We start from the raw sequence: 23,145 nt of genomic DNA, 5'->3' as shown, positions 1-23,145 counted from the left end.
CATGAGAGCACGAAACACCCGAGCCCACACTATGACGGCCGTCATAGATCAGGTTCGCGCGAACGGCTCTCGACGAACGACCGCGGAGGGAGACAAGCTGGAGCTGCGGAGATACCCGCGAGACCGGAAGGAGGAGTGACCACTCCCTTCCACTACTAACGTATAGCGCACCCCGGGGCTTGCCGCAAGACCCAGGTCGTGCCGCAGAATCATCGGCCTCAGCCGGGATCTGCGGCTGGATTCGACCAAAACGGGGGTTCGCTAGTGCGTGTGTTGTTGTCGACGTACGGGTCACGAGGGGACGTCGAACCGCTGGTGGGGCTCGCGCTGACGCTGCGTGCCCGCGGCGCGGAAGTGCGGGTGTGCGCGCCCGCGGACGAGGACTTCGCGCGCCGGCTGGCCGGCGTCGGGGTGGCGTACGTGCCGGTCGGGCCGTCGGCGAAGGAGCTGACCCAGGCGGCACCGGCGCCGTCGTCGCTGCCCGAGCGGGCTGCGCAGCTGATCGCCGCCCAGTTCGACGTGGTGACCGAAGCGGCCGAAGGCTGCGACGTCCTGGTGGCGACCGGCATGCTGCCGACCGCCGCCGGCGCGCTGTCCATCGCCGAACTGCTGGGCGTCCGCTCGGTGTTCGTCGCCTTCCAGAGTTCCACGCTGCCGTCCCCGCACCACGCGCCGCTGGCGTACGCCGGCCGGCCCCACCCGCCGGAGATGACCGACAACCGGGCGTTGTGGGACCTGGACGCCGAGAGCGTGAACGCGCTGTTCGGGGCGGCGCTCAACACCAGCCGGGTGGCGCACGGCCTGCCCGCGGTGGACCACGTCCGGGACTACGTCGTCGGCACCCGGCCGTGGCTGGCGACGGACCCGGTCCTGGATCCGTGGCGGGCCACGGACCTCGACGTCGTGCAGACCGGCGCGTGGATCGTGCCGGACGACCGCCCGCTCCCGGCCGAGCTGGACGCGTTCCTGGCCGCGGGCCCGCCGCCGGTCTACGTCGGCTTCGGCAGCATGCCCATGCACGCGGCGGCGGACGTCGCGCAGGTCGCCGTCGACGCCGTCCGCGCGCACGGGCGCCGGGTCCTCGTCCTCCAGGGCTGGGCCGACCTGGGCCTGGCCGACGACCGGGACGACTGCTTCGTGCTCGGCGAGGTCAACCACCAGGCGCTGTTCGGCCGGTGCGCCGCCGTCGTGCACCACGGCGGCGCGGGCACCACCACGACGGCCGCCCGCGCCGGCGTGCCCCAGGTCGTCGTCCCGCAGGCGACGGACCAGCCGTACTGGGCGAGCCGGGTCGCCGCCCTGGGCATCGGGGTGGCGCACGACGGCCCGGCGCCGACCGTCGCGTCCCTCTCGGCCGCGCTCGAGATCGCGCTGGCTCCCGAAACCCGGACGCGCGCGGAGGCCGTCACAATCCGCGCCGACGGGACGGCGGTGGCCGCCGACCTGCTCTTCGCGTGGGCCGCGCGGCCCACGACCGTGTGAACCACCGGTGATCTTCGTGCCGGGGGCGTTCCCCGGCGCTGTACTGACCAGGACTTTCTTCGAACGGACAGGGGATTTTGTGCTCGACGTGATCGTGGCCGGCGGCGGACCGACGGGCGTCATGCTGGCCGGCGAACTGCGGCTGCAGGGCGTGGACGTGCTCGTGCTGGAAAAGGAGCCGCAGCCCTCGCCGGTCGTGCGCGCGCTCGGCATCCACGCGCGCACCATCGAGGTGCTGGACCAGCGCGGGCTGCTGGAGCGGTTCCTCGCGGCCGGCAAGAAGTACCCGCTCAACGGGTTCTTCGCCGGCATCAGCAAGCCGCAGCCCGCCCACCTGGACACCTCGCACCCGTACGTCCTCAGCATCCTGCAGCCCGTCACCGAACGCCTGCTGACCGAGCACGCCGGCGAGCTGGACGTCGAGATCCGGCGTGGCACCGAAGTGACCGGACTGGCCCAGGACGACCACGGCGTGACCGTCGACCTGGCCGACGGGACGCAGCTGCGGGCGCGGTACCTCGTCGGCTGCGACGGCGGCCGCAGCACGGTGCGCAAGCTGCTCGGCGTCGGCTTCCCCGGCGAGCCCACCCGCGTCGACACGCTGCTCGGCGAGATGGAGCTGACCGAGGACCCCGAGACGCTGACCGCCGTGATGACCGAAGTCCGCAAGACCCAGAAGCGGTTCGGGGTCGGGCCCATCGGGGACGGCCTGTACCGCCTGGTCGTCCCCGCCGACAGCGTCGCCGAGGACCGCTCGACGCCGCCGGATTTCGAGGAGTTCAAGCGGCAGCTGCGCTCCACCGCCGGCACCGACTTCGGGGTGCACTCGCCGCGCTGGCTCTCCCGCTTCGGCGACGCCACCCGGCAGGCCGAGCGGTACCGGGTCGGCCGGGTGCTGCTGGCCGGCGACGCCGCGCACATCCACCCGCCGATGGGCGGGCAGGGCCTCAACCTCGGCCTCCAGGACGCGTTCAACCTCGGCTGGAAGCTGGCCGCCGAGGTCGACGGCTGGGCGCCGGCGGACCTGCTGGACAGCTACGAGGCCGAGCGGCACCCGGTCGCCACGCAGGTGCTGGTCAACACCCGCGCGCAGATGCAGCTGACGTCGCTGGAGCCCGGTCCCCAGGCCGTGCGTCAGCTCCTGACGAAGCTGATGGACTTCGAGGACGTGAGCCGCTACCTGACCGAGCAGCTCATCGCCGTCGACATCCGCTACGACGTCGGCGACGGGCCCGACCTGCTCGGCCGGCGCCTGCGTGACGTGCAGCTGAAGAGCGGGCGGCTTTACGACCTGATGCACGAAGGTCGCGGGCTGCTGCTCGACCAGACCGGCGGGCTTTCCGCCACGGGCTGGGAAGACCGGGTCGACCACGTCGTCGACGTCAGCGAGGAGCTGGACGTGCCCGCGGTGCTGCTGCGCCCGGACGGGCACGTGGTCTGGGCCGGGGAGGACGCGGCGGCGCTGCCCGGCGCGTTGCGGAAGTGGTTCGGCAGGCCCGCGGCCTGACCGCCGGGGAAGTTTCTTAAACGATGAGGGAACGTGGCTGCACAGGGGTACGAAGAAGAACTGCGGTCCGAACGCGCGTACGTGGCCGATCTCTACACGCGGCTCGACGCCGAGCGCGCGCGGGTGCGGGGCGAGTACGACGCGGCGCTGGGCGGGAAGGGCCTCGGCGCCATGGAACGCGACGTCGGCGTGCGCGCGCTGGGCCGGGAGGCGAAACGCCTGGAGGTGGTGGACAACGGCCTGTGCTTCGGCCGGATGGACGCCGTCGCGGGCGAGCGCTCCTACATCGGCCGGATCGGCCTGTTCGACGAGGAGGACGACTACCGGCCGGTGCTGCTCGACTGGCGGGCGCCGGCGGCACGCGCGTTCTACACGGCCACCGGCGCGAACCCGGAGGACATGCGCCGACGCCGGCAGTTCCGCACGCGCGGGCGGCACGTGCTCGGGTACACCGACGAGGTGCTCGGGCGCCCGGCCGAGGGTGACGAGGGGGACGCGGCGCTGCTCGCGGCGATCAACGCGCCGCGCGGCGAGGGGATGCGCGACATCGTCGCGACGATCCAGGCCGAGCAGGACGAGATCATCCGGCTCGACCACCCGGGTGTGCTGGTGATCGAAGGCGGCCCGGGCACCGGGAAGACGGTGGTGGCGCTGCACCGCGTCGCCTACCTGCTCTACACCCAGCGGGAACGGATGGAACGCCACGGCGCGCTCGTCGTCGGGCCCAACCCGGCGTTCCTGAGCCACATCGGCCGCGTCCTGCCGTCGCTGGGCGAGACCGACGTCGTCTTCACGACCACCGGCGGTTTCGTGCCCGGCCTGGACGTCACCGCCGAGGACACGCCGGAAGCCGTGCGGCTCAAGGGATCCCTGAAGATCCTCGACGTCCTCGCCGCGGCCGTCGCCGATCGGCAGCGGCTGCCGGAAGAGCCGCTGCCGATCGAACTGCGGGACGTCACGGTCCGGATCGACGCCGAGACGGCGGAGTGGGCCCGGCAGGAAGCGCGCGACAGCGGGCAGCCGCACAACGAGGCCCGCGCGGTGTTCACCGAGATCGTCACGTACGTGCTGACCGAGCGGGCGATGGGCCGGATCGGCCGCGGCTGGCTGTCCCGAGACGACAAGGCGGAGTGGGAGTCACTGCGGAAGGACCTGATCGCCGAACTGGCCGCCGACGAGACGTTCACCGCCGCGCTGGAGCGGCTCTGGCCGGTCCTGACGCCGGAAACGCTGCTGGCGCGGCTGTACGAGTCCGCCCCGGCCGGCTCGGCGCTGTTCCGGGCCCGGGGTGACGCCTGGACGGTGTCGGACGTGCCGCTGCTCGACGAGCTGGTCGACCTGCTGGGCCGCGACAAGACGGCCGAGAAGGCGGCCGCCGCGGTGGTGGCCCGGGAGCGGAAGGCCGAGGCCGAGTACGCCGAAGGCGTCTTCGAGACGATGAAGCTCGATCGTGAGGAGATGGACGAGGACGTCATGCTGTCCGCCGAGAACCTGCTGTTCGCCGAGGACCTGGCCGACCGGTTCGTCGAGGCCGACACACGCAGCCTCGTCGAACGGGCGTCGGCGGACCGGGACTGGACCTACCGCCACGTCGTCGTCGACGAAGCCCAGGAATTGTCCGAAATGGACTGGCGGGTGCTGATGCGGCGGTGCCCGGGCCGGTCGTTCACGGTCGTCGGCGACCTCGCGCAGCGCCGCTCGGCGGCCGGGGCGCGGTCGTGGGACGCGGTGCTGGCGCCGTACGTGCCGGGCCGCTGGGTCTACCGTTCGCTGACGGTGAACTACCGCACCCCGGCGGAGATCATGGAGGTCGCCGCCGCGGTGCTCGCGGACTTCGCGCCCGGCGTCCGGCCCCCGGAGTCGGTCCGCGCGTGCGGCGTCCGGCCGTGGTCGAGGCAGGTCACCGACGACGAACTGGCCGCGGTGATCGAGCAGTTCGCCCGCGACGAAGCCGGCCGCGAAGGCACCAGTGTCGTCATCGGGCCGCCGGGCGTGCCGGGCACGGTGCCGGCGTCGGAGACCAAGGGCCTGGAGTTCGACGCCGTCCTGGTCGTGGAGCCGGCGAAGATCCTCGCCGACAGCGCGGCCGATCTCTACGTCGCGCTCACCCGGGCGACGCAACGGCTCGGCGTGCTGCACCGGGAGCCGTTGCCGCAGGCGTTGACCGGGCTCGCGGAGGTCGTCCGGAGCTAGGCTCGCGGTTCGCCCCGGGGGTGCGCGGGTACGTTGCCGTGGCCGCGCTCCCCCACCGCGAAAGGCGTCCCCGATGCAGCTCTACGCCGAACGGCCGATCCGCCGTACCGCCCAGCTCGTCAGCGACCTGCTGGCGTTGCTGCTCGTCGTCTTCGCGGTGTGGCTGGGAACGACGGTGTACGACGAGGTCATGAAGCTGCGGGCGCCGGGCGACGGGCTCGTCAGCGCCGGCACCGGGCTGACCGGGACGTTCGACTCGGCCGCGAACTCCGCCGACGGCATCCCGCTCATCGGCGACGCGCTCGCGAAGGCGCTGCACGGCGGTTCGAACGTCGGCACCCAGTTCGCCGACGCCGGCCGCTGGCAGATCGAAGCCGTCGAGAACCTGGCGTGGTGGATGGCGGCGATCATCATCGCGCTGCCGGTGCTGACGCTGCTCGCGACGTGGCTCCCGATGCGCTGGCACTTCGCCCGCCGCGCCTCCGCGGCCGCCCAGCTGCGCGCACTCGGCGACGAGGGCCTGGACCTGCTGGCCCTGCGGGCGCTGACCACGCAGCCCCTGCGCCGCCTCGCGAAGTCCGGCGAGATCGCCACGGGCTGGCGCGCCCGCGACAAGGAGGTCATCGCGGTCCTGGCCGGCCACGAACTCGCGCGGCACGGCCTGGTCCGGTAGCGCTCACCGCGGGCCCTGCCGGCGGCCCACCGAGCGGCCGATGAAGAACCCCAGCAGCAGCCCCACGATCAGGCCGATCACGATGAAGAAGATGACCGTCGCCGCGGCGATCTTGCCCACCGTGCCGAGGAAGCCCTTCGCCTCGAACTCCTGGACCGTCGCGAGGGTCTGGACGAGCGTGTAGTGCGTCATGATCACCAGGGTGACAGCACCGGGCGCACCCTGCACGACGCGAAGGTCCCCCGCCGGTGCTCAGGACACCGACGGGGAGACCCCCGACACTCCGCAGGCCCGAGATCAGCCGACGGAGGGGCCCATCCCGAGGGACTGCGGCGTGCTCGCGTCGGGCGAGGGCTGGTGCAGGCCCTCGTCCAGCGGGCCGAACTCGGTCATCAGCGCCGCGCTACCACCCCACGGCGTCTGCTCCTCGGCGATCAGCGAGTTCGTCGTCAGCAGCAACCCGGCCACCGAAGCGCCGTTCTGGATCGCCGAGCGGCACACCCGCAACGGGTCGACGACGCCCAAGGCGATCATGTCGCCGAACTGGTCGTTCAGGGCGTCGAAACCCTCGTCCGAGCCGAGCTCCCGGGTGCGCGCGACGATCTCGTGCGCCGGGTGCCCGGCGTTGTGGGCGATGAGGAACGCCGGTTCCGCCAGCGCGCGCCGGACGATCTCGACCCCGATCGCCTGGTCGCCTTCCAGCCCCAGGCCTTCCAGGGCCTTCTCGGCGTGCAGGAGCGCCGCTCCCCCGCCGGCCACGATGCCCTCGGCCATCGCCGCCCGCGTCGCGGACAGCGCGTCCTCGACCCGGTGCTGCAGTTCCTTGAGCTCGGCCGGGGTCGCCGCCCCGACGCGCACGACCGCGACCTTGCCGGTCAGCGCGCCGATCCGCTCGGTCAGCACGTCCTCGTCGATGCCGAACTGCGCGCGCTCCAGCTCCGCCCGCAGCTGCCCGACCCGGAACTCGACGGCGTCGGAGGTACCGCCGCCGCCGACGATCGTGGTGTTGTTCGCGGTGACCCGGACCTGCTTGGCCCGGCCGAGGTGCTCCAGCGTCATCGTCTCCATGCTGAAGCCGGACGTCCGCGAGAGCACCGCGCCGCCGACGATCGCCGCGAGGTCCTCCAGCTTGTGCAGCCGCCGGTCGCCGAAGCCGGGCGCGCGGACGGCCACCGACTGGAACGTGCCGTTCACGTGGTTGTGCACCAGCATGGACAGCGCCGTGCCCTCGATCGACTCGGCGATGATCACCAGCGGCCGCGGGGCCCGCATCACCTTGTCCAGCAACGGCATCAGCTGCTGCACCTTGGTGATCTTCTCCGCCGACATCAGGATGTACGGGTCGTCGAGCACCGCTTCCAGCCGGCCCGGGTCGGTGACCAGGTACGGCGAGAGGTAACCGTTGTCGAACTCGAAGCCCTCCACGAAGTCGACGCTCATCCCGATCATCGGCGACTCTTCGACCGTCACCACGCCGCCGTCGCCGACGGTGTGCAGGGCCTTCGCGATGACGGCACCGACCGTGTCGTCGTCGTTCGCCGAGATCGCCGCGACCCGCGCGTAGTCCGCTTCGGACACCACCGGGTGCGCCTGCTTCTCCAAGTACGCCACCAGCAACCCGACGGCGTGGTCGATGCCGCGCTTGACGAGCACCGGGTTGCCGCCGGCGGTGATCGCCCGCATGCCTTCGTGGACGATGGCCTGGGCGAGCACGGTGGCGGTGGTGGTGCCGTCGCCGACGACGTCGTTGGTCTTGATCGCCGCTTCCTTGACCAGCTGCGCGCCCATGTTCTCGAACTGGTTCTTCAGGTGGATCTCGCGGGCGATGGTGACGCCGTCGTTGGTGACCACCGGCGAACCGGTGATCTTCTCGATGATCACGTTGCGGCCCTTGGGGCCGAGGGTGGACTTGACCGCTTCCGCCAGCTTGTCGACGCCCGCGAGAAGCAGGTCGCGGGCGTCCGAGCCGAACCGAAGTTCCTTCGCCATGTTTCCTGCTCCTAGGGTGTGAGGATGGCCCGACCGCGCACGCGTCCGGCATCGAGGTCGGCCAGTGCGTCGAGAGCCGCGTCCAGCGGGTACTTCTTCGTGTGGAGGGTGACCTTCCCGGCCTGCGCGAGGACCATCAGCTCCACCAGGTCGTTGTACGTGCCGACCAGGTTGCCGATGACGCTGCGCTCGGTGGAGATGATGTCGATGGTCGGGATGTCGATGTTGCTGCCGTAGCCGATGACGAAGTGCGACCCGGCGCGCCGGGTCATCGCGAACGCGTCCTGCTGGGCGCCCTGCTCGGCGACGAAGTCGAGCACGACCTCCGCGCCGTTGCCGCCGGTCAGGTCGAGCACGGCGTCGACCTGCTTGCCGTCGCCCAGCACCGTTTCGTCGGCGCCCAGATCGGCCGCCAGCTTCAGCGCGTCGGCGTTGCGGTCGACCACGACCACGCGGGTCGCGGTCAGCGCCTTCAGCGACTGGATGCCGATGTGCCCGAGGCCGCCGGCGCCGTTGACGACGCAGGTGGTGCCCGGGTACAGCAGCGGGACGGCCTTGCGCACCGCGTGGTAGGCGGTGATGCCCGCGTCGGCCAGTGCGGCGACGTCTTCCGGTTGGGTCGCCGGGTCGAGCTTGATGCACGCCCGCGCCGACGTCAGCAGGTACTCGGCCATGCCGCCGTCGCTGTCGATGCCCGGGAAGCTCCCGTTGGGACAGTGCATGTCGTCGCCCGCGCGGCAGGCGTGGCAGAGCCCGCACGTCGGCGTCGGGTGCAGGATGACCGTGTCGCCGACTTCGACGTTCGTCACCGCGGGGCCGACTTCGTGGACCCAGCCCGCGTTTTCGTGGCCGATCGTGTAGGGCAGGGCGACGCCAGACTTGTCCCGCCACTGCTCTTCGATGATGTGCAGGTCGGTGCGGCACACGCCGGCGCCGCCGATCTTCACCACGACGTCGAAGGGTCCGGTGGCGCGCGGCTCCGGTACCTCTTCGATCACCGGTTGCTGGTGGTACTTCTGCAGCCGCACGGCCTTCATCCCGTGCCCTCCTCTTCTGCGGTCAGCGAATACCGGGCACGCAGCATGCCCCGGCAGACGCCGGAGTTGGCCTCCATGCTCGTGCGGGTCAACCGGGCGAAGGCCAGGTGCCGCTTGGCGTCGCCCGGCTCGACCCGCCGGCCGGTCGCCGGGTCGAGCAGCAACGGGTCGCCGTCGCCGGCGGGCAGGCCGAGCTCGCGGCGGCGGGCCCGCAGCCGGTCGAGGTCCGGTCCGGGCGGGACCTCGCCGAGCGTCAGCTCCGCCGGGTCCAGCCCGGTGCCCGACAGGGTCCGGCAGACCCGGTCGGTGCCGGCCAGCACGGCCTTGCGCACGAAGTCGTAGCGCAGCGTGTCGAGCTCGTCGACGGCCTCGCCCTCGAACGACGCGACGAACCCCTGCCGGGCCGCCACCCCGCGGTTGATGACGTCGGAGGCGAAGTGGTCGTCGAGCCGGATGTCGAGCCCGGTCAGGCCCGGCACCCCGGCGACGGCGTCGTAGGCGTCCGCGACCATCAGGAACGCGAAGTTGGGCGCGCAGAAGTAGGTCGGCAGCCGCAGCCGGATGACGGCGTGGCCCGCCGCGCTCACCTCACAACGGGCCACGAAACCCAGGTCGGTGAGGGGTTCGTCCAGTTCGGGATCCCGGACGGTGCCCAGGGCCGACCACACCTCGGCGTGGCCGGCCCGCACACCCCGTTCGTCCAGTGCCGTCATGAGTTCGGCACACCGACGGGCTCGACGTTCTCCGGGTCCTTGATCCGCAGTTCCTCCGGCACGTCGATGCCGTACAGCCGGGCCGCGTTCAGGCCGAGGATCTTCCGCTTCTGGTCGACCGTCAGCGGCGCGAAGTCCGACAGTTCCTCGTCGCCCGGCATGTTCCAGTCGACGAAGCCCTCGACCTGCCACTTCGGTTCCCAGATGGCGTAGTCCGCGCCGAAGATCAGCTTGTCCTCGCCGATCCAGAACATCAGCTCGCCCATGACCTTCGCGAAGAACTTCGGCCGGGCGTGCATCAGGCCGCCGATGACGACGGCGAGCCCCGCGTAGACGTTGCGCTCCTGGGTGGCCATGAAGCAGAAGTCCTCGATGCGCGGCAGGCCGACGTGCTCGACGATGAAGTTGAGGCCCTGGAAGTTGGTCGCCACGTGGTCCACATCGGACACGTCGAAGGCGTCCTTGTCGAGCGGCCAGATCGTCGGGCCCTTGTGGATGTGGACGTTCTTGACGCCCAGCTCCTCGCACTTCTCGAGGTACTTCGCCGCTTCCGGGTCCTTCAGGCTCCAGCCGCGGGAGTCCCCGCGCCACTCGGCCGTGTAGAGCTTGACGCCCTTGCAGCCGTACCGCTTGACGCGTTCCTCGAACGCCTTCATGCCCTCGTCGCCTTCACGCGGGTCGAAGGTCGTGTTCACCAGGAACTGACCCGGGTGCCGTTCGGCCATCGCGCCGTCGGCCTCGGTGGTGTTGAAGCCGTTCTTGTACCACTGCCGCAGGTTCGTCGGCTGGAAGATGGCCGTGTCGACGTGCCCGACCTCGAACAGGTCGTGCATCATCAGCTCTTCCGAGTACTTCTGGAAGCGGTCGATCGGCCAGTGCGTCTCCTTCGGGCCGAGGCCCTGGTAGGCGTGGAAGCACTCGATCCACCCCTTGGCGTATTCCTCCTGCCCCTTGACCCAGTTGTCCGGGCTGGCGTCCCAGAAATGGGTGTGGGCGTCAACTACGAAATACTTTTCGCCATCTTTTTCGTACACGGGTGACCCTCCTGAGCGGATCGAGTGCTTCGCTGCTTGGTGCGAACTACTTGTTGATGACCTTGAGGTCGAAGTCGAGGTACTCGGCCGCGTCCTCGGGGTTGGCGAACATGATCGTGCGGTCGTCCTCGTGGATCATCCGCCCGTAGTGGGTGGACATGCTCTCCTCGAACTCGGCCGCGTTGAACCAGCCCTCTTCCTCGCCGGCGGCCTCGTCGACCTCGGCGTAGACCAGGTCGGTCCGGCCCTTCGCGTCGACGCGGATCATCGACGGCAACGGCGTCACGGTCACGTTGTCCTTGCCGGCCATGACTTCCGCGATGATCGCGCCGACCTGGTTGTTCATCAGGGTGAAGCCGCACATGTTCGAGGCCGTGTTGTTGACCTTGTACGGGCTTTCCGAGGTTTTGAAGACGGTCACTGGCCCAGCTCCTCCGGTGCTTTGAGACCCAAATCGGACAGGATGCCGGCGAACCGGCTCTTGACGCGGTCGAGGCCGTCCTCGAACCGGATCGGCTTGGCGTCGGGCTGCGACCACAACGGCTGCAGGGCGCGCGCGGCGGAGATGCACCGCGGGACCCAGTCCTCGAGCCACTTCTGCGCCAGCGCCTTGTTCTGGTCGCCGAACTCCTTGTCGTTGATCAGCAGGTCGAACATCGCCTTGGTGTACCGGAGGTCGCGCTCGGAGAAGTCGAACTCCTCCGCACCGATCAGCGTCGGGGTGACGAAGTCGCCGTTCGCCGGCGCGGCCTGCTGCACCAGGTTGCTGCGGAACAGCTCGCCGACGAGCGGCTCGAAGACGATGTTCGAGGCGAAGATCGCCTCGCACCAGTCCCAGATCCCGGTCAGCTGCTCGGCGGTCTCCCGCACGCCCTGCCAGGCCGGGTCCTCGTTCCACGTCGTCAGGTGCGCGCCGCCGTCGAAGCCGGGGACCTCTTCGGTGAGCGTCAGCGTGTACAGCGCCAGGTCCTGCGCCGCGCGGATCCGGTGCATGCTGTTCACCGAGATCGCGTTGTTGTGCATGTTCGTCGGGGCGCGGCGGTTGGCGTTGGCGTAGAGGTACAGGCCGAGGCCGTGGTCGACGTGCATCCACGCGCCGACGTGCTTGGCGACGAAGTCGACCCAGTTGGGGTTCCACTGCTCGAACGCCTTGGCCTGGCGGGCCGCGTCGATGTTCTGGTTGAGCTGGCGCACGACGTTCGCGTTGTACCGGTAGAGGGTGAGCTCCCACTCCTCGTTGGGGTCGCGGAACTCGTGCCAGCCGTGGGCGGGCCAGTCGTAGCCCTTGCCGCCGGAGCCGGGGCTGCGCTCGGGTACCGGCCGGTCGGACCCCCACGCCTTCATCGCGGTCCACTCCAGCGGGTAGCCGGCCTTGCCGTCGGCGAAGGCGTAGAGCCAGCCCTGCGAGAGGTAGTGCCGCGGGTCGGGCTGGACCTCGACGGTGACGTCTTCGTAGTGGCTCTGCTTGCGCTTGGCCGGGGTGAAGTAGTTGTACTGGCGGGCGCTGGAGTCCGGGAAGACCTTGGCGCCCGCTTCGGCGTCGGTGAACGTCGGCTTCGGCACACTGCGTTCGGAAGTGGCTGTCATGGGATCCGTCCTCGGGTGTCAGGCGTCGGATTCGCCCGTGGTGGTGAACTTGTCGTAGAAGACGCGCTTGTCGGCGACGCCGAGCGCGGGCAGCAGTTCCAGCGCGGCTTCGACCATCGGCGGCGGGCCGCAGACGTAGGCGTCGGCGCCCTTCAGGTCGAGTCCGGCCGCGCGCAGGACGTCTGTGACGAAGCCGGTTTCGCCGTCCCAGTCGTCGTCACCCGGCTCCGAAAGCGCCGGCACGTACCGGAAGTTCGGGAGTTTCTCCTGCAGCTCCCGCAGTTCGGCGTCGAAGCAGAGGTCCTGCTGCCGCCGGGCACCGTAGTAGAAGGTCGCCTTCCGCTCGATGCCGCGTTCGGCCATGGTCCGCAGCAACGACAGGATCGGCGCCATCCCGGCCCCGCCGCCGACGAAGATCAGATCCGCGCTCGGGTTGTCCCGCAACGTGAACACCCCGAACGGGCCGGTGATCCGCAGCCGGTCCCCGACCGCGACCCGGGTGTCCAGGAACGTGGAGAACAGCCCGTCGGGGTAGATCTTGACGACGAACTCGAGCAGCCCGTCGCGCGCCGAGGTGTTGGCCATCGAGAACGACCGCGACTCTTCGCTGTCCGGGATCGCGAAGTCCATGTACTGGCCCGGGAAGAACTTCAGCGGCTGCTCCGGATCCGTCAGCTTGACGACGAGGTGGCGCAGGTCGTGGGTGACGTTGTCGTTCGACACCACCTCGACCTCCGCCTCCTGGATCGGCAGCCCCGACTGGATCATCTCCTCGTCGTAGTTGAGCAGCTCGATCGTGAGGTCCTCATAGGCGTGGGCCCGGCACAGCAGGGTGAACCCTTCCTCCTTTTCGTAGTCGGGCAACGCGAAGGTCGAGTACTTGTCGTGTTCGACGTCCTCGCCGTCGAGGATGAACGACTTGCAGGCCGCGCACTGCCCTTCCTTGCAGCCGTGCATGAGCATCACGCCCTGCTCGGCGGCGGCGCGCAGGATCGTCTGCTCCTCGGCGACGTCGATCTCGATCCCGACGGGCTCGAACCGCACGCGGTGTTTCTCTGCCATGCCAGCCCCGTCCCTGAGTCGGGGGTCGTGAGTGGTAATGAGGGTTAGAACCCGCATTACCACTCACGACCCGTGGCGCGTCAGGCCTTCTGCGGCGCCGGGCGCCCGGCCGGGCCCTGGCGGTTGTAGTCGGCCTGGAACGCGGCCCGTTCCTCGTCGGACATCTGGTTCAGCAGCACGTTCGGCGACTGCACCTCGGGCATCCGGCGCAGGTGGTCGAGCGTCCACATCTTCTTCGGGTCCAGGTCGAGGTGCGGCTGCGCGACCATGGTCTTGCCGTCGTCGCGCACGAAGCCCATGTCGGTGACGACGTCGGCCCAGTTCCAGCCGTGGTAGAGCGTCTCCCACTCGCGTGCGCCGACCAGCTTGCCCATGTTCGGGGTGTTGCGGCCCTGGTAGGTGGGCCGGAACGCCTCGGCGTCGGTCCAGCGGCACGTCTCCGAGCAGTAGGTGCGGTGCTGGCCGTCGACCTCGTCGACCACCATGTCCTCGCGGATGAGGCACGGCACCATGCACGTCCAGCAACGGTGCGGGTAAACGTAGTTGACGTCCTCGGCGACGATCGGGTGGTGCCCGTTCGGCGTCGCGAGCCGGCTGTAGTTCTCCCACCACGCGCCGTACTTGTCGTACCACCCGGGGTACTTGTACTCGAACCACTCGAAGTCTTCGTCGGTCATCGGGTCGATGCGCCAGTAGTTGGCGAGCCACCCGGTGGCGAAGAACTGCGCGACCTCGTGGACGTAGCCCTTGTTCCAGATCCGGTTCCACGCCTCCTCGATGAGGTCGTGCGGGATGACCAGACCGTACTTCTCGAGCGGGACGAGGTAGCTGCGGTAGTAGTCGTCGTAGATCCAGCGACGCCACATCTCCGCGTAGCTTTCCCGGTCCTTGCGACGGTCCTTCGTGCCGTATTCGATGAACGTGCCGATCGCGGCGTCGACCACGGCGTGGTTGTTCCACCACGCGTAGCGCAGGTCGCGCTCGAGCAGCTGGTGGTTGCTCTCGTCCGACAACGCCATCAGCAGCGTCGCGTACCCGTTGCTGATGTGCCGGGACTCGTCCGACTGCACCGAGTGGAACACCGTCGGCAGCAGGTAGTCGCCGTTGGCGGCGGCTTCGGCCGGCATCGCGACGAACAGCGTGTTGGTGAACGCCGTCTCCGCCACGATGGTGAGGTAGATGCTGGCCGCGGTGATCGCGTCACCGGTGATGAAGCCTTCGGCGAACTGACGGCCGATGGTGCCGCAGTAGTCGTTCTGGAAGTTGCGCAGGCTCGAGTTGAAGCCCGCCGGGTCGATGTAGTTCTGCATGTACAGGCGCTTGAGGTTCTGCTGGATCGTCGAGTGCCGGACCTCGTCGATCATCTGGATCGCCTGGCCGTTGTGCAGTTCCGGGTTCGGAACCGTGCGGAACAGCAGCGGCATCGCCCGCGCCGCGGAGATCTCCGGCAGCGGGATGATGCTCAGGAACAGCTTCTGCCATTCCAGCCAGCGTTCCTGCACCTGGCGGAACATGTTGCCGCGGATCGCGCCGTCTTCGGCACCGTAGACCCGGTGGTCCTTTTCTTCCTGCATCGGGAAGTACGAACGGAGGACCTGCTTCAGCGGGTCCTTCTTCTTGGCCTTCTGGAAGGTGTAGTCGGTCCCGTAGTGCGAAACCGGGGTGTGGTACGCCGGTTCCCACGACAGTTCCTGGATCTTTTGGTGGGCTTTCGCCACACTCTGGCGGCTCATAGATCACTCCTTATCCGTGGCTCCTGCCTACGGCGGCCGAGCGGCTCCCTTCCCGGCCGGGTGTCGGGGCGCACGTCCTGCGTTCACCATTCAAGGGGCGCCCCGTCGTGACGCGGGTCTCAATCTGAGACAGAACCGCTGCTCAGGGCGCTTCACGCTCGCTGAACATCCGGGCGCGCAGTTCGGCGAGCTCGGTCTGGACACCGTTCCGCACGCGCGCGTCTCCCTCGACGGTCGGCGTGATGCCGAGCGCGCGCAGCAGGGCCGCCGCCGGATCGCCGGGGTGGCCCTCACCGCCGAACACGGGGTGCAGGCCCTGTTCGGCCAGATGCGTGAAAACCAGGTTCACGATCGTCCACGGGTTGTAGGTCTCCCCGGAATCGGCGGCCACTGGCACACCTCCTGGTGGATGGGCGGACACGAAGTCCCCGGCCCCCTCATCGCACCGCCGCCGGGGAGACCGGAGCGTCTCAATTTGAGACACCGTGAAAGGCCTAACGCGCTTAGGCTGGACGGGCGGCACATGGGTGTGCCCGCACCCACGGGGCCGCGGGATTCAGGAGGTCACGTGGACGACAAGGTGCCCGGCATGCTGCTCGCCGACGACGAGCTCGCCCGGACGCGGGTGCGGTTCCTCACCGCCGAACAGGTCCCGGCCGGCACCGTCCGGCAGACGATCCTCGCGTCTTGGCGCCGGTCACGGGAGTTCCAGGTCGAAGCCGACCGGATCGACCCCCTCTACCTCGGGGACCAGAACCTCGACATCCCCCTGATGCGCGGCGCCGAGCCCGTCCTGGGCAAGCTCACCGAGCAGTTCGACGGGCAGCCCATCAGCCTGATCCTCACCGACGCCAGCGGCGTCGTCCTCACGCAGCGGACCGGCGACGCCGACCTGCGCCGGCACCTGGAGCGCGTCGAGCTGGTGCCCGGGTTCAGCTACGGCGAGCAGTCCGTCGGCACCAACGGCATCGGCACCGCCCTGGAGGACGGCCGCGCGACCACCGTGTTCGGCCACGAGCACTACGCCGAGCACCTCGAGAACCTCGCCTGCGCCGGCGTCCCGATCCACCACCCGATCTCCGGCAAGAAGATCGGCGCCGTCGACCTGACCTGCTGGTACAAGGACGCGGGCGGCCTGCTCATCGCGCTGGCCCGCTCGACCGCCGAGCAGATCCGCCAGGCCCTGCTGCGCCACAGCGACCTGCGCGAGATGATCCTCTTCCAGGCCTACCTGCAGACGTGCCGCCGCTGGACCGGCATCGTGCTGGCGTTCAACGAGGACATCGTGATGATGAACGACCGGGCGCGCCAGCTGCTCGACCCGGCCGACCAGTCGCTGCTGCTGGGCTACGCCACCGAGGCGCTCGCCGACGGCCAGCGGACGTCGGCGATGCTCGCGCTGTCGAGCGGCCTGCGCGTGCGCGTGTACTGCCGCCGCGTGCCGGGCCAGCGCGAGACCGACACCGCGGGCGGCGTGCTGTCGGTGAAGCTGATCGAGGCCGAGGAGACGCTGGCCGCCTCGATCCCGATGCTGCCGATGTACCTGCCGGGCGTCGTCGGCTCGGCGCCGTTGTGGCTGCGCTGCGGCCACGAACTCGACGCCGGCCACGAGCGCGGCGAGTGGGTCGCCCTCGAAGGCGAGCCCGGCACGGGCAAGCTGACCTTGGCCAAGGGCCTGCACCAGCGCCACCACCCGGCGGCCCGGCTGCTCACGGTGGACGCGGCGGTCGCGACCGGCCCGGACTGGACGGCCGCGCTGCTGCGCGAGCACGCCCAGACCCCGATCCGCACGCTGGTGATCTGCCACGCCGACCGCCTGTCGGTCTCGGCCGCGACGGCGTTGGCGGGGGCCCTGCGCGAACTGCGCGAGCGCGACGACGCGCCGTGGGTGGTGGCCACGCTCGCGCCGGGGGCCGAGACCAAGCCGGCGCTCGCGGAGCTGCTGAAGTTCTTCCCGCGCACGGTGCGCGTGCCCCCGCTGCGCCACCACGTCGAGGACCTGGCGGAGCTGGTCCCGCTGGTCCTGAGCAAACTGGGTTACGGCGGCCGCCTCACCTGCTCAGCGGCGGCACTCCATCTGCTGATGCGGGCGGAGTGGCCGGGCAACACCGGGCAGCTGTACCAGGTGCTGCGCACGGTGGCCCAGCGCCGCCGAGCGGGCACCATCCGCCCGGGCGACCTCCCGGCCGAGTTCCACGCGGTGACGCGCAGGCCGTTGAACCGCTTCGAGTCGATAGAGCGCGACGCGATCGTCCGCTGCCTGGAGGACGCGGACGGCAACAAGGTCCGCGCGGCCAAGCTGCTCGGAATTTCGAGGGCGACGATTTACCGGAAGATCCACGAGTACGGGATCGTTCCCCCGACCCGCTGAGCCGGATCGCGCGTGACTCGGGACGGATCTCGCGTGACTGAAGCCGGAACTCGTGTGACTCCCGGCGGATCTCACGTGACCGGCGGGCATCGCGTGACTCGGGACGGATCTCGCGTGACTGAAGCCGGAACTCGCGTGACTCCCGGCGGATCTCGCGTGACCGGCGAGGCATCGCGCGTGTTCGCAGGGGCATCGCGGGCCGGGGCGGTCAGCGGGCCGCCAGTTCTGCCAGCTGGTAGGCCATCTTCGCGCGGACCGGCGGGAGGCCGAAGGCCAGCTTGAGCACCGTGTTGCGCAGCAGGCGCGCCGGGCGGGGGCGGAGCGTGGCCATGCGGGTCATGCGGTCCGTGAACGCGACCACTCCGGTGGCGACCGGGCGGCGGGTCCGCTCGTAGGTGTCCAGGAGCGCGTCCGGCTCGCCGGCGAGCACCCGGGCCAGCAGACCGCCCAGCGCCACGGCGTCCTGGATGCCCGTGTTCATGCCCTGGCCACCGGCCGGGCTGTGCACGTGGGCCGCGTCGCCGGCCAGCAGGATCCGGCCCGCGCGGTAGTGGTCGGCCACCCGGTGGTGCACCCGGAACCGCGAGCTCCACAGCACCTCGATCACCCGCGACCGCGCACCCTCCGGCCCACGCTTGTCCACAATGGACTGGATGTCCTCGATGCCCGGCTTCTCGACGGCGGAGGCGACGGTCGCGACCACCCGGTAGTGGTCGGCGGCGCCGGGCAGCGGGGCGACAACCGTCACCCCTTCCGGCGACAGGTGCAGGCTGACCTCCTCGCGGGCCAGCGGCCAGCTCATCCGGACGTCGGCGAGCACGAACGACTCGGGGTAGCTGGCGCCGGTGAACCCGATCCCGGCCTGCTCACGCACCACGCTGTGCATGCCGTCGGCGCCGATGACGTACCGCGCCCGGATCGTGTGGGTCCCGGCCGTGACCGTGACGCCGGTGTCGTCGCCCGCGACCGCGGTGACCTCGTACGGCCGGTGGACGTCGCCGCCGGCCTCGCGCAGCCGCGCCAGCAGCACCGCTTCGGTCACGTCCTGCGGCACCATCAGCGTGTACGGGTACGCCGTCGGCAGCCCGCCGAACGGTACCCGCGCGAGCACCGCGGCGCCGTCGCGGACCGTGAACGTCGGGACGACGACGCCCAGCTCCTTCAGCCGTTCGGTGACACCCAGTTCGGCGAGCACTTCCAGCGTCCGCGCGTGGATCACGCAGGCCCGGGACGTGTTCGCGCCCTCGGCCTGGCGGTCCAGCAGCACGTGGTCGACGCCGGCCTCGGCCAGCGCGATCGCGGCGGCGAGGCCGGCGGGGCCGGCTCCGGCGATGACCACATCGGTACGGCTCGGCAGGTTCACGGCGATCTCCTCAAAGTTTGCCAACAACTGTTGGCATCCACGTAAGCACCACCGGGCTGGCTTGTCAACAAGTGTTGGCCTACACTTGTTGACATGGTTGACGAGCCCTCTCCCCGCCGGTCGGACGCCACCCGCGCGGCCATCCTCGACGCCGCGCGCCGCCGGTTCGCCGCCGACGGCTTCCGCCGCGCGACCATCCGCTCGATCGCCGCCGACGCGGACATCGACCCGTCGATGGTGATGCGCTACTACGGCAGCAAGGACGGCCTGTTCGCGGCGGCGGTGGACGTCGAGCTGGACCTGCCGGACCTCGCCGAAGCCGATCCGGGCACCGTCGGCGAGCTGCTGACGCGGCAGTTCCTCGCACTCTGGGAGCAGCCGCCGACCGACGAGATCCTGCTGACGCTGCTGCGGTCGGCGGTGGCCGACGACGCCGTGGTCGAGAAGATCCGGGAGGTGTTCGCCGGCCAGGTGACCCCGGCGGTGCTGCGCTTCGGCGACCCGGCCGACGCGCCCCGCCGCGCCGGTCTGGTCGTCACCCAGCTGTTCGGCCTGGCGCTGACCCGGTACGTCCTGCGCCTGCCGCCGGTGGTCGCGCTGACCCAGGAAGACCTCGTCGAAGAGATCGCGCCGACGGTCCAGCGGTACCTGGCCGGCGGCTCAGCGAACCAGCGCAACGCGTCTCCGGCACCGGGTCGTCCCGGCGCGCGGTGAGTGCCATCCTGGACGGCGTGCCGACCCGCTGGACGTGCCCGCAGTGCGACCGCGAGTTCGCGCGCGCCGGTCAGGGGCACACGTGCGTGCCGGGCTGCACGGTCGACGAGACGTTCGCCGCGCGCTCCCCGGCGCAGCGCGCGGTGTACGACGCGATCGCCGCGCACCTGCGCACCCTCGGCGGCTTCCACGAGGACGCGGTCAAGATCGGCGTGTTCCTCAAGCGGGAGCGCAAGCTCGCCGAGGTGCGGCCGCGCTCGCGCGACGTCCTGCTGTACCTGTTCCTGCCGGGCCCGGTCGAGACGGCGCGGATCCGCCCGGCGTGGGGCACCGCCGGGCCGCGGGTCGGGCACCGGGTGAGCCTGCGGGAAGTGTCCGATGTGGACGACGAGGTCCGCGGCTGGCTGACCGCGGCCTACGACTTCTCATGACGGACTGATCCCCCGCACCGCCAACCCCAGCAACCGCAACGCTTCCCCCGCCGGGTCACGGCCGTGTTCGGTCGCCAGCACGATGCCCGTGACCACCGCGACCAGGTCCGCCGACGTCACCCCGGCCGGCACCGCGCCCGCCTCGATCGCGCGGCGCAGCACCGGTTCGCCGGCGTCGGTGAGGCGGCCGCAGACGTGGTCGCCGCCGGAATCCTCGTCCGGGATCAGCGCCGCGGCCATGCCCCGCGCGGAGGCGGCGTACTCCGTCAACGCCGTGAGCCAGTCGAGCAGCGCGGCCCGCGGGTCCGCGGCGTCGGCGAGGGCGAGGGCCCGGCCGTCCAGCGCGTCGACGCGTTCGCGGAACACCGCGTCCAGCAGGGCGCGCCGGCTCGGGAAGTGCCGGCGCACGGTGGCCGAGCCGACGCCGGCCGTGCGGGCGATCTGCTCGAGGGACGCCTCCGCGCCGTGCTCGGCGACCTCCCGCTCGGCGACGGCGAGGATCAGCGCGTAGTTGCGCTGGGCGTCGGACCGCCGCATGAAACCTCCGGAAGGTTAAGTGGCGGGGGCCGCCACTTGATGGCTATCGTAGCGGAGACGAAGTGGCGGGCCCCGCCACTTAGTCGTCCGAAGGAGCTCCCATGTCCCCCGTCCTCGTCACCGGCGCCACCGGCAAGCAGGGTGGCGCCACCGCCCGCGCGCTGCTCGCCGCGGGCACCGAAGTCCGCGCCCTCGTCCGCGATCCCGGCACCGAACGGGCCCGAGCGATCCAGGCGCTCGGCGCCGAGCTCGTCACCGGCGACCTCTACGACCCCGGTTCACTCGGCCCCGCGCTCAAGGGCGTCCGGGGCGTGTTCTCCGTGCAGCTGCCCGACCTGACCGACCTCGACGGCGACTCCGAGTGGGTCCAGGCCCGCAACCTGATCGACGCCGCCCGGGACGCGGGCGGGGCGCAGTTCGTGCACGCGTCGGTCTCCGGGGCGGGGCAGCACCGCTCGGCGCCGGGCTGGGCCGAGGGCCGCTGGAAGTCGATGGAGCACTACCTGGAGACGAAGACCGCGATCCAGGACCGCGTCCGCGAAGCCGGTTTCGCGCACTGGACGTTGCTCAAGCCCGGGTTCTTCATGGAGAACTTCCTGCCGCCGTCGTTCCTGCTCCCCCACGGCGTCGGCGGCGGGCTGGTGACGACCATCAAGCCGGATACCGAACTTTCGCTCGTCGCCGTCGCCGACATCGGTGCCGCGGCCGCGGCGGCGTTCGCCGACCCGGCGCGCTTCGACGGCGTCGAGCTGGAACTCGCCAGTGAGCGCCGGACGATGGCGGGCGTCGCGGAGGTGCTCTCCCGCGTCCACGGCGTGGAGATCACCGCGCCCGACATGACCTCGGCGGAGGCCGTGGCGGCCGGCGCGCCCGCGTTCACCGTGCGGCACGAGTGGACGAACGAGATCGGCCACCCCGCGCGCCCGGAGTTCGCGCGGGCCCTCGGCATCCCGCTGACGTCCTTCGCGGACTGGGCGGACGCGCACCTGACAGCGGGCTGATCTTCCCGCTACGGTCGGCGGCATGGCCAAGCCTCCTCACCTCCCCGCGACCACGCCCGGCGGCAAGTGCATCTTCTGCGCGATCGCCACCGGGCAAGCCCCGGCGACCCTCGTGCACGAGGACGACGAGTTCGTCGCCGTCGTCGACCTGCGCCCGGTGTCGACGGGCCACCTGCTGGTGCTCCCCCGGGCCCACCACGAGGGCCTGGCCGACCTCCCCGCGGCGGCGGGGGCCCGGATGTTCACCATCGCGCAGACGCTCGCGGCCGCGTTGCGCCGCACGGAGATCCGGACCGAGGGGATCAACCTGTTCCTGGCCGACGGCACCGCCGCGGGCCAGGAGATCCCCCACGTCCACCTGCACGTCATCCCCCGCCACGCGGACGACGGCTTCGTGCTGAGCGCGGACTGGCGGGTGCGGGAGCGGGCGGAGCTGGAGGAGGTCGGCGAGCAGGTCCGCGCGGCGCTCGGAGGTCAGGCCGCGACCGCGTAGTCCTTCAGCACAAGTGCGTTCGCGGCCTGGCGGATGGGGCCGGCGATCTGCTCCAGGATGCGGTTGCGGCCCGGCATGTAGGGCATCAGCTTGATCATCCGGGTGTTGATCCACGCGAACGCGCGGGACTGCGGGATGATGCCGCGCAGCGCGGACTTCGCCAGGGCCTGGTTCTTCTCGATGTACGGCCGCATCTGCGTTTCGTACCGCTCGAACGCCACCTCGTGGTCACCCGCGGCCGCGGCCAGTTCGCCCGCCAGGACGTACGCGCCCGCCAGGGCCAGGCTCGTTCCCTGGCCCGAAGCCGGGGACGGGCAGTAGCCCGCGTCGCCGACGAGGGTCACGCGCCCGGCCGACACCCGGTCCATCAGGATCTGGCACACCGGGTCGAAGTAGAAGTCGTCGGCCGCGCGCATCGACTCCAGCAGCTCCGGGACCTGCCAGCCGAGGCCGGCGAACTGGTCCGCGACGAGGTTCTTCTGGCCGCCGACGTCGCGCCGGTCGTAGGGCAGGTCCGTGCCGCTGAACCAGAACGCGGCCTTCGCGTCGGCGGCGCGGGCCGTGCTGTAGACGTTGACCATCTTGCCCGGCGCCGCCGAGTGCAGCAGCTCCCAGCGGTCCAGGTCGAAGCTGTTGGGCACGGTCGAGATCGAGATGTAGGCGTCGAACCGCTTCAGGAACCGCTCCTCCGGGCCGAACGCCAGCGCGCGGACGCCGGAGTGCAGGCCGTCGGCGCCGACGACCAGGTCGAAGCGGCGGGGCGCGCCGTGGGCGAAGGTGACGTGGACGCCGTCCGCGCGCTCGTCGAGCCCGGTGATCCAGTCGCCGAAGACGTACTCGACGTCGTCGCGGGTGTGCTCGTAGAGGATCTTCGCCAGGTCGCCGCGCAGGATCTCGGTGTCGTCGCCGTCGCGGAAGCCGAACGTGTCGGCGTCCAGCTTCGCGACCTGTTTGCCGCGCTTGTTCACGAACCCCGCGCCCCGCATGTCGGTGGCGACCGCGTGCACCTGCTCCAGCAGGCCCATCCGGCGGACGACGTCGACGGCGGTGCCGCGGATGTCGACCTTGTAGCCGCCTTCACGCAGGCTCGGGGCGCGCTCGACGATCGTCGGGCGGAAGCCGTGGTGGTGCAGCCACCAGGCGAGGGCGGGGCCGGCGACGCTGGCGCCGGAGATCAGGATTTCTCGGTTGTCCGTCATGCTCAGCAGCGTGGGCGCGGCCGCTG

22 protein-coding genes are annotated in these 23,145 nt (G+C 70.7%); 9 read left to right on the top strand and 13 right to left on the bottom strand.

Translation table 11 applies throughout. The features are described 5' to 3' along the window. The first annotated feature begins 264 nt into the window (after positions 1-264). The 4 genes from OG570_RS31295 to OG570_RS31280 all read left to right on the top strand — a co-directional run bounded on the left by OG570_RS31295 (position 265) and on the right by OG570_RS31280 (position 5,855). Positions 265-1,482, top strand: a complete 1,218-nt coding sequence (locus OG570_RS31295; protein WP_326952687.1) for a glycosyltransferase — start codon at positions 265-267, stop codon at positions 1,480-1,482. 79 nt (positions 1,483-1,561) lie between these two features. Then, positions 1,562-2,989 carry a rifampin monooxygenase gene (rox, locus tag OG570_RS31290; protein WP_326952686.1) on the top strand — a complete coding sequence of 476 codons (1,428 nt, stop codon included), beginning with the start codon at positions 1,562-1,564 and terminating at the stop codon, positions 2,987-2,989. A gap of 33 nt (positions 2,990-3,022) precedes the next feature. Beyond that, the gene (gene helR, locus OG570_RS31285; RefSeq protein ID WP_326952685.1) at positions 3,023-5,182 is read left to right on the top strand and encodes an RNA polymerase recycling motor ATPase HelR; all 2,160 of its coding nucleotides are present in this window, start codon (positions 3,023-3,025) and stop codon (positions 5,180-5,182) included. 73 nt (positions 5,183-5,255) lie between these two features. Beyond that, positions 5,256-5,855, top strand: coding sequence for a hypothetical protein (locus OG570_RS31280; RefSeq protein WP_326950409.1), 600 nt, complete (start codon positions 5,256-5,258; stop codon positions 5,853-5,855). 3 nt (positions 5,856-5,858) lie between these two features. Here OG570_RS31280 and OG570_RS31275 read toward each other — a convergent pair whose 3' ends face one another. The 10 genes from OG570_RS31275 to OG570_RS31230 form a co-directional block, all read right to left on the bottom strand. Next, the gene (locus OG570_RS31275) at positions 5,859-6,047 is read right to left on the bottom strand and encodes a hypothetical protein (protein ID WP_247052559.1); all 189 of its coding nucleotides are present in this window, start codon (positions 6,045-6,047) and stop codon (positions 5,859-5,861) included. Positions 6,048-6,152: 105 nt separating this feature from the next. Beyond that, the gene (gene groL, locus OG570_RS31270; RefSeq protein WP_326950411.1) at positions 6,153-7,844 is read right to left on the bottom strand and encodes a chaperonin GroEL; all 1,692 of its coding nucleotides are present in this window, start codon (positions 7,842-7,844) and stop codon (positions 6,153-6,155) included. Positions 7,845-7,855: 11 nt separating this feature from the next. Then, positions 7,856-8,881 carry an NAD(P)-dependent alcohol dehydrogenase gene (locus tag OG570_RS31265; RefSeq protein WP_326952684.1) on the bottom strand — a complete coding sequence of 342 codons (1,026 nt, stop codon included), beginning with the start codon at positions 8,879-8,881 and terminating at the stop codon, positions 7,856-7,858. Continuing rightward, a complete protein-coding gene (locus tag OG570_RS31260; protein ID WP_326952683.1) occupies positions 8,878-9,594 on the bottom strand; it encodes an iron-sulfur cluster assembly protein in 717 nt (238 codons plus the stop codon). Before OG570_RS31260 ends, OG570_RS31265 begins: the two co-directional genes overlap by 4 nt. After that, positions 9,591-10,628: an amidohydrolase family protein gene (locus OG570_RS31255; protein ID WP_247052563.1), complete on the bottom strand. Its 1,038-nt coding sequence runs from the start codon at positions 10,626-10,628 to the stop codon at positions 9,591-9,593. Before OG570_RS31255 ends, OG570_RS31260 begins: the two co-directional genes overlap by 4 nt. Positions 10,629-10,674: 46 nt before the next feature. Continuing rightward, positions 10,675-11,049: a propane 2-monooxygenase effector subunit MimD gene (gene mimD, locus OG570_RS31250; protein WP_326952682.1), complete on the bottom strand. Its 375-nt coding sequence runs from the start codon at positions 11,047-11,049 to the stop codon at positions 10,675-10,677. After that, positions 11,046-12,215: a toluene hydroxylase gene (locus tag OG570_RS31245; RefSeq protein ID WP_247052565.1), complete on the bottom strand. Its 1,170-nt coding sequence runs from the start codon at positions 12,213-12,215 to the stop codon at positions 11,046-11,048. The genes mimD and OG570_RS31245 overlap by 4 nt, the downstream gene beginning before the upstream one ends. Before the next feature lie 18 nt (positions 12,216-12,233). After that, positions 12,234-13,277 carry an NADH:ubiquinone reductase (Na(+)-transporting) subunit F gene (locus tag OG570_RS31240; RefSeq protein ID WP_326952681.1) on the bottom strand — a complete coding sequence of 348 codons (1,044 nt, stop codon included), beginning with the start codon at positions 13,275-13,277 and terminating at the stop codon, positions 12,234-12,236. Between the two features lie 80 nt (positions 13,278-13,357). After that, positions 13,358-15,010, bottom strand: coding sequence for a methane monooxygenase (locus tag OG570_RS31235; RefSeq protein WP_326952680.1), 1,653 nt, complete (start codon positions 15,008-15,010; stop codon positions 13,358-13,360). 142 nt (positions 15,011-15,152) lie between these two features. Next, positions 15,153-15,401, bottom strand: a complete 249-nt coding sequence (locus tag OG570_RS31230) for a hypothetical protein (protein ID WP_247052568.1) — start codon at positions 15,399-15,401, stop codon at positions 15,153-15,155. A 198-nt stretch (positions 15,402-15,599) separates the two neighbouring features. Between OG570_RS31230 and OG570_RS31225 the strand changes: the two genes are divergently transcribed. Further along, positions 15,600-17,381 carry a sigma-54-dependent Fis family transcriptional regulator gene (locus OG570_RS31225; RefSeq protein ID WP_326951566.1) on the top strand — a complete coding sequence of 594 codons (1,782 nt, stop codon included), beginning with the start codon at positions 15,600-15,602 and terminating at the stop codon, positions 17,379-17,381. Between the two features lie 208 nt (positions 17,382-17,589). Here the strand turns inward: OG570_RS31225 and OG570_RS31220 are convergent, their stop codons facing one another. Then, positions 17,590-18,744: an FAD-dependent oxidoreductase gene (locus OG570_RS31220; RefSeq protein WP_326952679.1), complete on the bottom strand. Its 1,155-nt coding sequence runs from the start codon at positions 18,742-18,744 to the stop codon at positions 17,590-17,592. Positions 18,745-18,837: 93 nt separating this feature from the next. Here OG570_RS31220 and OG570_RS31215 point away from each other — a divergent pair, with 93 nt between their 5' ends. Further along, a complete protein-coding gene (locus tag OG570_RS31215; protein ID WP_326952678.1) occupies positions 18,838-19,458 on the top strand; it encodes a TetR/AcrR family transcriptional regulator in 621 nt (206 codons plus the stop codon). Continuing rightward, positions 19,455-19,889, top strand: coding sequence for a DUF5655 domain-containing protein (locus OG570_RS31210; RefSeq protein WP_326952677.1), 435 nt, complete (start codon positions 19,455-19,457; stop codon positions 19,887-19,889). Before OG570_RS31215 ends, OG570_RS31210 begins: the two co-directional genes overlap by 4 nt. On the opposite strand, the gene OG570_RS31205 is transcribed toward OG570_RS31210, so the two are convergent. Then, complete coding sequence (locus OG570_RS31205; RefSeq protein WP_326952676.1) at positions 19,884-20,426, bottom strand: TetR/AcrR family transcriptional regulator; 543 nt, start codon at positions 20,424-20,426, stop codon at positions 19,884-19,886. The two genes, OG570_RS31210 and OG570_RS31205, sit on opposite strands and share 6 nt — an antisense overlap. Before the next feature lie 101 nt (positions 20,427-20,527). Here OG570_RS31205 and OG570_RS31200 point away from each other — a divergent pair, with 101 nt between their 5' ends. Continuing rightward, entirely contained in the window at positions 20,528-21,427 is a 900-nt protein-coding gene (locus OG570_RS31200) for an NmrA family NAD(P)-binding protein (protein WP_326952675.1), read from the top strand. 22 nt (positions 21,428-21,449) lie between these two features. Beyond that, entirely contained in the window at positions 21,450-21,920 is a 471-nt protein-coding gene (locus OG570_RS31195) for an HIT family protein (RefSeq protein WP_326952674.1), read from the top strand. Here OG570_RS31195 and OG570_RS31190 read toward each other — a convergent pair. Continuing rightward, positions 21,902-23,119 carry an FAD-dependent monooxygenase gene (locus tag OG570_RS31190; protein ID WP_326952673.1) on the bottom strand — a complete coding sequence of 406 codons (1,218 nt, stop codon included), beginning with the start codon at positions 23,117-23,119 and terminating at the stop codon, positions 21,902-21,904. The genes OG570_RS31195 and OG570_RS31190 overlap by 19 nt on opposite strands. Between the last annotated feature and the right edge of the window lie 26 nt (positions 23,120-23,145).

It is taken from the genome of Amycolatopsis sp. NBC_01286 (genome assembly GCF_035982555.1).
In the GTDB taxonomy this organism is placed as follows: Bacteria; Actinomycetota; Actinomycetes; order Mycobacteriales; family Pseudonocardiaceae; genus Amycolatopsis.
The sequence above is the reverse complement of the archived record's forward strand: the minus strand, read 5'-3'. Positions and strand labels throughout refer to the sequence as shown.